Origin of the sequence: Phaeobacter sp. JH20_26, assembly GCF_048056275.1 — a bacterium.
GTDB lineage: Bacteria > Pseudomonadota > Alphaproteobacteria > Rhodobacterales > Rhodobacteraceae > Phaeobacter > Phaeobacter bryozoorum.
The window spans coordinates 77,070-87,411 of record NZ_JAYMWL010000015.1 but is presented as its reverse complement, the minus strand read 5'-3'; the positions used below and the strand labels follow the sequence as shown (position 1 = coordinate 87,411).

Annotated in this window: 7 protein-coding genes; 6 read left to right on the top strand and 1 reads right to left on the bottom strand. The window is 62.9% G+C overall.

Going from position 1 to position 10,342, the window contains the following annotated elements; translation table 11 throughout:
* Window positions 1-252 precede the first annotated feature (252 nt).
* From VWY60_RS14510 to VWY60_RS14490, 5 genes are all read left to right on the top strand, one after another.
* Window positions 253-642: a hypothetical protein gene (locus VWY60_RS14510; protein WP_416540933.1), complete on the top strand. Its 390-nt coding sequence runs from the start codon at window positions 253-255 to the stop codon at window positions 640-642.
* A gap of 53 nt (window positions 643-695) precedes the next feature.
* Window positions 696-1,277, top strand: a complete 582-nt coding sequence (locus VWY60_RS14505) for a c-type cytochrome (protein WP_416540932.1) — start codon at window positions 696-698, stop codon at window positions 1,275-1,277.
* Window positions 1,278-1,290: 13 nt separating this feature from the next.
* Complete coding sequence (locus tag VWY60_RS14500) at window positions 1,291-2,181, top strand: c-type cytochrome (RefSeq protein WP_416540931.1); 891 nt, start codon at window positions 1,291-1,293, stop codon at window positions 2,179-2,181.
* Window positions 2,182-2,225: 44 nt separating this feature from the next.
* The gene (locus VWY60_RS14495; RefSeq protein WP_416540930.1) at window positions 2,226-3,608 is read left to right on the top strand and encodes a multicopper oxidase family protein; all 1,383 of its coding nucleotides are present in this window, start codon (window positions 2,226-2,228) and stop codon (window positions 3,606-3,608) included.
* 199 nt (window positions 3,609-3,807) lie between these two features.
* Window positions 3,808-6,312: a heavy metal translocating P-type ATPase gene (locus tag VWY60_RS14490; protein ID WP_416540929.1), complete on the top strand. Its 2,505-nt coding sequence runs from the start codon at window positions 3,808-3,810 to the stop codon at window positions 6,310-6,312.
* A gap of 162 nt (window positions 6,313-6,474) precedes the next feature.
* On the opposite strand, the gene VWY60_RS14485 is transcribed toward VWY60_RS14490, so the two are convergent.
* Entirely contained in the window at window positions 6,475-9,621 is a 3,147-nt protein-coding gene (locus VWY60_RS14485) for a transporter substrate-binding domain-containing protein (protein WP_416540928.1), read from the bottom strand.
* Window positions 9,622-9,884: 263 nt separating this feature from the next.
* On the opposite strand from VWY60_RS14485, the gene VWY60_RS14480 reads away from it, so the two are divergent.
* The gene (locus VWY60_RS14480; protein ID WP_416540927.1) at window positions 9,885-10,292 is read left to right on the top strand and encodes a response regulator transcription factor; all 408 of its coding nucleotides are present in this window, start codon (window positions 9,885-9,887) and stop codon (window positions 10,290-10,292) included.
* Window positions 10,293-10,342 lie beyond the last annotated feature (50 nt).

The following is a 10,342-nucleotide window of genomic DNA, read 5'->3' as shown; positions in this document are numbered from 1 at the left end:
CGCCTCGATGAAATATCACAACCTTAAACCTCGCTCCGGCGGGGATCTTCGCGTTCAGGCACAGGCACTGGATGCACTACCGAAGCAAAATAGCGCCCCAGCGCCCACGGCTATCATACCAATCATGAAACGGAGCGCGCCAAACCAAAGCGGTACACATCAGCGCGGAAAACCCCGCCGCCCGAACGCTTGACCGCAACGGCGGGGGCGGGCATCTTTGTTTCAGCCGCTGAACCTGGCCGCGACAATGGGATGAACGGAGCCTTGTGCCTCTTTTCCAGAGTAGAAACCGGAGCCGGAGTTGCAACCGGGGCCAGATCGGCAATCGGCTCCGTGCTGCTGGCGGCCTGCCTGCTGATAGCGGCGCTTGTCCTGTCGGCAAATCGGGCAGAGGCCCATAGTGCCGGCGGGGAGGCGCAGATCGCGGTCTCGGTTCAGGACATGGATCAAGATGTGGCGGGTAGCCGCCCTGCGGATCATTGTCATGGCAGCTCGCTTTGTGGTGGGGGTGCGGTTCTGTTGGGCAGCTGGCCGTCGATGCAGCCCGATCCGCGGAACTTTCGTCCTGATCTGCCGTTGATGCTGCTGCGACCGCTGGCCATCACCGGGTTTGAACCACCGCCGCCGCGTGGCCGGTCCTGAAGACTGATCCTGCGCATGTGACGCGCATTCTGGACCTCAATCGGGAAAACAAGATGACATGTTCCAAACTGCTTACCGGCGCTGCATTGGCGTCGCTCATTTCCGTGGCTGCCTATGCGCATAGCGGCGCCACAGGCGTTGTAAAAGAACGAATGGATGGCATGGATGCCATGAAAGCCAGCATGAAGCTGCTGGCGCCGATGATGCAGGGGCAGACGCCCTATGATGCTGCGGTGGTTCGCGAAGAGGCGCAGACAATTCAGACCCACGCAGGGGAGGTCCTGACGGGGCTGTTTCCCACGGGATCCGACGGGCATCCTTCAGACGCCAAACCCGAGATTTGGGCCGATTGGGAGGGGTTTGCCGATCTTGCGCTGCAATTGGAGACCTATTCCGAAGGTCTGGCCCTGGCAGCCGAGAACGGCTTGATGATGGCCGGTGCCGAGGGGACGGGAATGATGTCGAGCGGGGCGATGATGGGGGCCACTGCGATGGGAGCAGGAGGCATGATGGGCGGTCAGACGATGGGGGGACCGCGAAGCGCCGAGGCCCTGCAGCAGATGCCTGCCGATGCTGTCTTCACCATGCTGAGCCAAACCTGTTCGGCCTGTCACACCCGTTTTCGTAAAGAGTGAGAGGGGGAGACATATGTTTCGTTATCTCCTTGCCGCCTCGGTGACGGTGTCGGCCGGGCTTGCCGCGGTGGCGGCCTGGCCGATCGGCACGAGGCCGAGTGCGCTTGATCTGGACGGCGATGTCGCCCGCGGAGCCTATCTGGCAAGGGCGTCGGGATGTATTGCGTGCCATACAGATTTTTCCAACGGTGGCGCAGCGCTTGCGGGTGGGGCGAAGATCGAAACGCCGTTCGGGGATCTCTACGCGCCCAACCTCACGTCGGATCGCGATCATGGGCTGGGCAGCTGGACGGTCGACGTCTTTGCCAAGGCTGTTCGCCAAGGCGTGTCTCCGGAGGGGCAGCCCTATTATCCGGCGTTTCCCTACCCGTTCTACGGTAATTTCACCGATCAGGATATTGCCGATCTCTGGGCGGCATTTCAGACCGTTCCCCCGGTGGCGCAGCCATCGAGGCCGCCGGAAATGGCGTTTCCCTTCGACCAGCGATGGGGGCTGAAGATCTGGCGTCTGGCGTTTCTTGAACCGCCGCGGACAGATCCGGTCGCCGGAAAGGATGATCTATGGTCACGTGGTCGGCTGCTGGTCGAGGGGGCCGCGCATTGTGGCGCCTGTCATACGGGCCGCAATCTACTCGGCGCGCGGAAGACGGGCACCGCACGTTTCAAGGGCAATGATGCCTTGCCGGGGGGAGGAAAGGCGCCTGCCATTGATCCCCCATCTCTTCTGGCACGCGGTTGGAGCGTCGACAGCCTGGCCTATGCCCTTGGTACGGGGGTGATGCCGGATGGCGACGTCTTTGGCGGGACGATGGGCGAAGTTGTCCTATATGGAACCGCATTCCTGACCGACACGGACCGCAGGGCCATGGCGACTTACCTGCTTGATGACCAGTCCGGTGTGTGATGAGCGCGCCGAACAGCAGTTCCAGAGACAGAAGGAGAGACGGTATGATCCTTAACCGCCGACAATTCCTGGGGGGCGCCAGTGCCATGGCGCTTTGGCCCCGGACCAGCGCTGCGGCTGCCGCGCCGCGCCTTCTTGAAGCGAGACCAAGCCGCGTGCAGCTGGTGCCGCCGGAATTTGGCGACCACCCGGAGACAGAAGTCTGGGGGTTTGATGGCACCGTGCCCGGCCCCCTCATCCGTGCCCGCCAGGACGAGCTGCTGCAGGTCCGCCTGACCAACAGCCTGCCGCAGCCAACAGCCGTACATTGGCATGGGCTGCGGGTTCCCAATGCCATGGATGGCGTGCCCGGGATGACACAGGATGCCGTCCTGCCCGGCGATGGGTTTCTCTATGAATTTCCGATGAGGGATGCGGGGACCTATTGGTATCATTCGCACAATCAGTCGACCGAACAGGTGGCGCGGGGGCTCTACGGCGTGTTGGTTGTCGATGAGGCCGACGCCCCGGATATTGACCAGGATATCGTGGTTGTCCTTGATGACTGGCGTCTGAGCGAGACGGCGCAGATCACCGATGATTTCGGCGCGATGCACGATTGGACCCACGCGGGGCGGCTGGGCAATTTCATCCATGCCGCCTTGACGCCGCAGGTCTCTGAGGTTCAGCAAAATCAGCGCCTCAGGCTGCGGCTCGTCAATGTGGCGACGGACAGGATCATGGCGGTATCGCTGCGTGGCGTGACCGGCAGGATTGTCGCCCGCGACGGGATGCCGCTGCAAACCCCCGAGGATCCCGGCATCATGGTTCTGGGGCCGGCGGAACGGCTGGATATCATCGCGGATGTTTCGGCGGCACCGGGTGAGAACGTCCAGATCGTTCTCCATGAAGGCGAGACCGGTTATCTGTTGCAGGAGATCGACGTAAGCGGCCGTCATGCCGACGCCGCGCGCGGCGCGGTTGCGGCATTGCCGGACAATCCGGTCACACGGCTGGACAGTCTGACAGAGGCGCGCAGTGTCCCTTTGGTCATGGAGGGAGGCGCGATGGGCGGTCTGCGCCAGGGCCGTTACAAGGGGGAACTGCTGACATCGCGCGAGCTGGTCGCGGCCGGGCAGATCTGGACATTCAATGGCGAGGCAGGGTTGCCGGCCGAACCGATGGTGACAGCCGAGAGAAGCGAAATCATCCGGATCCCTATCCAGAACAACACCGCCTTTCCCCATGCGATCCATCTGCATGGCACACATTTCCAGGAGGTGCTGCCAGACGGAGGTTTCGGCCCGCTGAAGGACACCCTGCTGATGGCACGTCAGGAAACCCGCGAAATCGCCTTTATCGCGGATAATCCGGGCGACTGGCTGCTGCATTGTCACATGCTTTCGCATCAGGCCGCCGGTATGAAGACCTGGCTGCGTGTCAGATGACGAAACACGTCCGCAGCAGAACAGACCGCTCCGGCCAGACCCTTGGCTGGTGCGGTTAAGGGGGGAGGTGTCTGCACCGGCGGGTCAGTGCCGCTTTGGGCGTATTGCCGGTGAGGGCGAAAAACTGCAACTCTGGTATTGACCTTCCAGTCGCTGGAGACCCTACATCAGCAGCAACATAGAGTTTATTGGTGTTGTCATGACGGAAAATCTTACTACCCGATTTCAAATTACGGGCATGAATTGCGCCTCCTGCGTGGGCCGCGTGGAGCGTGCGCTGGCGGCCGTCCCCGGTGTATCGGAGGCGACCGTCAATCTGGCGAGCGAAAGCGCCCGCGTCAGCCATGATGCAAATGTCACGGCTGCGGATCTGGCCGATGTTCTGGAGGGGGCAGGCTATCCCGCCGTGACCGAGGAAGTCACGCTGGAGATTGCGGATATGTCCTGCGCGTCCTGCGTCGGTCGTGTGGAGCGGGCATTGCAGAGCGGTGATGGTGTGCTGACCGCATCCGTCAATCTGGCGGCAGAGACGGCCACGATCCGCTATGCGGCGGCGGCGATCACCCCGGCAGAAATTGCAGCCCTCGCCACCGAAGCGGGCTACCCGGCGCAGGTGAAATCGGCGGAGATGTCTGACCAGCAGGACCGGAAAGCGGAGGAAATCCGCAGTCTGGCACGACGCACCCTGTTGGCCGCGGCGCTTGCCCTGCCGGTGTTCATCATAGAAATGGGCAGCCATGTCATTCCGGGGATGCACCACCTGATCTCCTCTACTATCGGGTTGCAGACCAGCTATTACCTCCAGTTTGCATTGACCCTGATTGTGCTGTTCGGACCGGGCTTGCAGTTCTATACCAAAGGCTTCCCGGCGCTGTTCAAGGGGGCACCGGATATGAACTCGCTTGTTGCGCTGGGAACCTCGGCCGCTTTCGGGTTTTCTCTGGTGTCCACATTTGCGCCCGATGTCCTGCCGACGGGCACCGCCAATGTTTATTACGAGGCGGCGGCGGTTATCGTCGTCCTCATCCTGCTGGGTCGTCTGCTGGAAGCACGGGCCAAGGGCCGGACCGGTGAAGCGATCCGCAAACTTGTGGGATTGCAGGCAAAAACCGCGCGGGTTGAACGTGACGGCAGGGTCGTGGAACGGCCAATCGACGACATCGTGGCGGGCGATACCGTGCATGTGCGCCCCGGGCAAAAGATCGCCGTGGACGGGGTTGTGCTCAGCGGGGCCTCCTATGTCGACGAAAGCATGATCACCGGCGAACCGGTCCCGGTTGAAAAGACCGAGGGCGCGCAGGTCGTCGGTGCGACCGTCAATGGCACAGGTGCGCTGACGTTCCGGGCCGAGAAGGTCGGCAGCGACACCATGCTGGCCCAGATCATCCGCATGGTGGAACAGGCGCAGGGTGCGAAATTGCCTATTCAGGGACTTGTGGATCGGATCACACATTGGTTCGTCCCTGCTGTCATCGCGGTTGCGGCGCTGACGGTTGCGATCTGGTTCCTGTTCGGGCCGGATCCGGCGTTGAGCCTGGCTCTGGTTGCGGGTGTTGCGGTGCTGATCATCGCCTGCCCCTGCGCGATGGGGCTGGCCACGCCAACCTCGATCATGGTTGGCACCGGGCGCGCCGCAGAACTGGGTGTCCTGTTCCGCAAGGGCGATGCGCTGCAAATGCTGCAGGAAACCACCGTTGTGGCGCTGGACAAGACCGGCACGCTGACAGCGGGGAAACCGGCGCTTACGGATCTGAGACTGGCGGAGGGCCGACAGGAAACCGATGTGCTGGCGCTGGTTGCCGCAGTGGAGCAGCACTCCGAACACCCGATCGCCGAGGCCATCGTGCAAGCCGCCCAGTCGCGCGGGCTTCAGATACCTGCAACGACATCCTTTCAGTCCATCACCGGCTATGGGGTGAGGGCGGAGGTTGACGGGCATCAGGTGCTTGTTGGTGCCGACAGGCTGATGGTCCGGGACGGCGTGGAACTTGGCGCCCTCGCCGAGCAGGGCAGGGCGCTGGCGGGCAAGGGGAAAACACCGCTCTTTGCCGCCATCGACGGCAAGATTGCCGCCGTGATCGCAGTGGCCGACCCAGTAAAGCCCACCACCCCGCAGGCCATCGCGGAGCTTCACCGGCTTGGGCTGAAGGTGGCGATGATCACCGGCGACAATGCGGTCACCGCAAAAGCGATCGCTGCGGATCTTGGGATTGATCATGTGGTGGCCGAGGTTCTGCCCGAAGGCAAGGTTGCCGCGCTGGACGATCTGCGCATGGGGAGCGGCAAACTGGCCTTTGTCGGCGATGGGATAAACGACGCGCCCGCCCTGGCTGCCGCCGATGTTGGCATCGCCATTGGCACTGGCACCGATGTCGCCATCGAAGCTGCCGATGTTGTCCTGATGTCGGGCGATCTGACCGGGGTCGTGAATGCGTTCAACCTGTCGCAGCGGACCATGAAGAATATTCGTCAGAACCTGTTCTGGGCGTTTGGCTATAACACCCTGTTGATCCCGGTTGCAGCGGGGGTGCTCTACCCGTTCGGTGGACCGCTTCTGTCGCCGGTGCTGGCCGCCGGGGCGATGGCCTTGTCGAGCGTTTTTGTCCTGACCAACGCGCTGCGGCTCAGATGGGTGCGCCCGTCGATGGCCCCCTCAGAAGCCGCCGCGCGGCCGGAACCGGGCGCTGTCGCCGCCCGGGCCTAGCGCCAGCTCAACGCCACGGGCATGAGCGGCCATATCAGGCGCGGCAAATGTAGATCAACTGCGATCCATTGAGGCAGGCAGCGGTGGTTGCCTGCCTCAGCTTATGGCAGACCTATGCGTGTCGGGATCGAGCGCCGGGTGGTGCTTAGCTGGGGCGGGCACTCAGGCGGTGGCGCCCCGCCCCAGTGCGGCTGCCACGGTGGCTGCCAGATCGTGCGGGTGCGAAGGTTTCTGCAGGAGCGGGGCCTCAACCGGGCCCATCTCGGCGGCGGTGAAACCGATGTAGCCCGACGTGTAGACAACCGGGACGCCCGGTCGCAGGGCGCGGATGCAGCGGGCCAGTTCAAAACCACTGATGGAGCCCGGCATCACCACATCGGTCAGCAGCAGATCAATAGACGCCTCACGCCCTGCCAGATCCAGCGCCTGCTGCGCCGATGACGTCGCAAGCACCTGATAGCCAAGCTCCTCCAGCACGCCGCTCATCATCGACAGCAGCTCGGGTTCGTCCTCCGCCAGAAGAATGGTCTCGCCATTGCCGCGGATCGCCGCACCGTCGCTGACGGGCGCTTCACGCTCGCCCTGTTCGGTCCCGCGCGGCAGGATCATTTGCACGGTGGTGCCGATGCCGGGTTCGGAATAGATCCTGAGATCACCATTGGCATTGCGGGCAAAGCCGTAGACCATCGACAGGCCCAGCCCGGTGCCCGCAACGCTGCCTTTGGTGGTGAAGAACGGGTCGGTGCAGCGGGCCACCGTTGCCTCGTCCATGCCGGGGCCATTGTCGGTGACCGACAGTTCCACGTAGCGATAGATGCCGGGTTCTGAGCCGGGTGCGGCGCTGTTGTCATGATCGCGCTGGTCTGCGTCTAGGTCGTCATCGGTCGAGAGCACCGCGCGGGCCGTCAGGGTGATCCTGTCACCGCGACCGCTGTGCAGTATCGCATCCCGGCTGTTCAGCACCAGATTCATCAGTGCCGTTTCCAGCTGGGCCGGATCACAATAGACCCGCAATCCGGGGTCAACCGGATCGCAGGCGAGCTGGATCCGTTCCTCGATCATGGAGCCGATCAGCTCCTCGAAATCTGCAAAAACCTCATCGACAGGTTTGGCCATGGCAAGCCCCGGCTGGCGTTTGGCAAAAGCCAGCAGCCGAGCTGTGAGCGCGCGGCCCTTGTCGATTGCGCCAGCTGCAATGTTGAGAAACCGCGCCCTGCTGTCCGGCGTCTCGGAGCTGCGCGCCAGTTCTACGGCGTAGAGCATGGAGGCCAGCAGATTGTTGAAATCATGAGCGATCCCGCCGGTGAATTGGCCGAGGGCATCCAGCCGATTCTTGCGTTCGCTTGCCAGTCGGTTGCGTTCTTCGCTGGAAATATCGTCGATCACAAGAACCAGCGAGATACCGTGTTCCTCATTGTCCAGAACGGCGCTTGTGACGCGGACATAGCGATAGTCCTCGCTGTCGGCGTGGCGGCGCAGCAGATGGGTTTCACCGGTCAACACATGGCCTGAGCGGGCGCGGCGGATCGGGTCGGCGCTGTCTTCAAGCGGGGTGTTGCTTTCACTGTCGAGAAAATAGATATCCTGCGGCCAGGCGAAGGGCACCGGTTGCGAGACACCCCCCAACATGCGACGGGCGCGGCGGTTGATGCGAATGATCTGGCCGTCGCGATCCAGTGCGACAATACCGCTGGTGGCGGCATTCAGCACGGTTTCCAGCTCGTCGCGGATCTCGGCCACTTCAGCGGCTTGTCTGGCCTTTTCAGCGGCGGTGCGACGTCGGGCGCGCAATTGGCCGGTGCCAAGAATACCCAGCAGGCCCAGAACACCGCCCACAAGACCATAGCCCAGCAGCGCAAGCCGGTCCGAGGTCCAGAACACTGCCGGTTCAAAATACTGACGGCGCAGCTCGGCGTAATCGGCGGACACCAGATATTGCGGCAGGGCCAGATCCAGCTTGTCGCGGATTTCGCCCAGACCAAAGCGCAGCGCGGCAGCGCGTTCCGTGGTCAGCAGCGCGGGGAGCGCCTCGGTTATGCTCTCAGGATCGCCCCATCGCGCCGCCGCCAGGGGCAGGGTGTCAGATTGATAGATCACCGCGTCGATCCGCCGATCCTGCAACGCCGCCAGCAGGTCCCTGGCCTCTGCCATCGCAACGATGGTCCAGCCATTGGCGGTTGCCAGCGCGATCGCGGCTGCGTTGTCTGAGCGCAGGCCGATGCGGCGCCCTTGCAAATCCTCGGGCCGCCTCAGCTCTGCGGCATCCGCCGGACGGGTAAAGACGGATTGATCCGTGGCCAGAATGGGATGGGCAAAATCCATCCTTGCAGAACGTTCGGTCGTGATGCTGGCGGCGGGCAGGATATCGTAGGTGTCCGACTGCGGCCCACGCCGCCAGTCGTCGTCGCTGATGCTGTGGAATGCCAGTTTCAGCCCGGTGCGCCCTGCCAGATCGCGTAGGGTCTCGACGCCAAAACCTGAAAAGCTGCCATCCGGTTCGATCACCTGATAGGGCGGCGCGTGGCGCACGCCGACGCGAAGCACCTCGGGGGCGGGCAGTGGAATGTCCAGAAAATACTTGCGCAGCAGATTATCTAGTCGACGGTCGCCTTCGATCCGGTCCAGCGCGGCTTCGATGTCAGGCAGCAGGTCGGCACGGCTTTGATGCAGGGCGATGAACCTCTCGAACTGCCGCAAGGGCGGGTTCAGGAAGCTGACCCGGCCATCAACGGACGCCAGTTTCGCGATGTTGAAAGCGACGGGCTCCGGGATCAGCACGGCGTCAACCCGCTCTGACAGCAGCGCCATGATTGCGGCCTCCGGTGACTCGAACTCCACGGCCGTGTTGCGCGCGAGAAAGGCCTGCTGCTCCGATCCGACAGCCGGGGGCACGATGCCCACCCGCCTGCCGCTGAGCGAGGTGGTCGAGAGGGATTGCGCCTGTGCGATACGGACCATCGGGCGCAGGGTTTCACGCGAAATGCTGCGGGAAAACACATTGGTGTCACGCAGTGCGGGCAGCTGTGCAATGCCCGCGATCATATCGGTCCGCCCGGTGGCCTGTGACTCGACGAACTCGCGGCTGGTGGACAGCGGAACCAGCGTGATGCCGGTGCCGAGTTCGCCCGCGATCTCCTCGGCGAGCTCAACCAGGAACCCGTTTGCCTGCCCATCAGGATCCAGCTGCGCGAAAGGCGGGATCGGCAGCACACCGATCCGGAACGGCTCCGGGGCCTGCTGCGACCACACGGGCGGGGCTATGGCAAGAACCGCCAGTAAGGCCACGCCGCGCCAAACCTGTCTGATCATGTCTCGAACGCTCCGCCTTGCCTCTGCCCGCCTGATGCTGCCCGCCTGATATCGCCGGTCCGATGCCGTCAGGCTACCACCTGTCCGGGCGCAATGTCGGATCAAACCGACCAACAGTTGCAATCAAAACGAATTGTCGCAGCCAACACAATTGATCAATCCCGGGCTGGCCGTTAAAACCGATGCGGCATGGGAAACATCAGCAATCCGGTCGGCGTTTCGGCGCAGTTATGTGGTACTGGTCCGTTTGAAAAGGGAATGCGATGGCAAATCTTCTGGTTCTCGAAGACGACGAGGTTTTTGCCGACCTGTTGCAGGTCTCGCTGGAGCGGGCCGGGCATTTCCCGATCTTCTGCGCGGACGCAACTCAGGCCATTGCTCAATACGATGAATATGACTTCGATCTGGTAATCGCCGATCTGATCGTAAAGAAAAACAACCGTTCGGTGCCGGATGGCGGCGTGATCCTGCTTGCCTTCCTGCAGGGGCGTGCCCGAGAGGGCCACAAGATCCCGCCGGTTATCTCAATGTCCGGTGCAACCAAAGCCCCGGGGCTGGAGAATCTGTTGGTCACGTCACGTGATCTTGGGGCCACGGCTTCGCTGACCAAACCCTTTGAACCAATCGAGCTGCTGTCCCTGATCGACGAGCTGCTGGAGAGCGAAGTCTGATCGGCGCCACCAGAAACCGGGGCGCCGACCGTTTTTTCGGAGCCTGATCA

Coding starts and splice junctions, on each gene's coding strand:
- VWY60_RS14510 (WP_416540933.1), top strand. CDS start 253: ATGAACGGAGCCTTGTGCCTCTTTTCCAGAGTAGAAACCGGAGCCGGA.
- VWY60_RS14500 (WP_416540931.1), top strand. CDS start 1,291: ATGTTTCGTTATCTCCTTGCCGCCTCGGTGACGGTGTCGGCCGGGCTT.
- VWY60_RS14485 (WP_416540928.1), bottom strand. CDS start 9,621: ATGATCAGACAGGTTTGGCGCGGCGTGGCCTTACTGGCGGTTCTTGCC.
- VWY60_RS14495 (WP_416540930.1), top strand. CDS start 2,226: ATGATCCTTAACCGCCGACAATTCCTGGGGGGCGCCAGTGCCATGGCG.
- VWY60_RS14505 (WP_416540932.1), top strand. CDS start 696: ATGACATGTTCCAAACTGCTTACCGGCGCTGCATTGGCGTCGCTCATT.
- VWY60_RS14480 (WP_416540927.1), top strand. CDS start 9,885: ATGGCAAATCTTCTGGTTCTCGAAGACGACGAGGTTTTTGCCGACCTG.
- VWY60_RS14490 (WP_416540929.1), top strand. CDS start 3,808: ATGACGGAAAATCTTACTACCCGATTTCAAATTACGGGCATGAATTGC.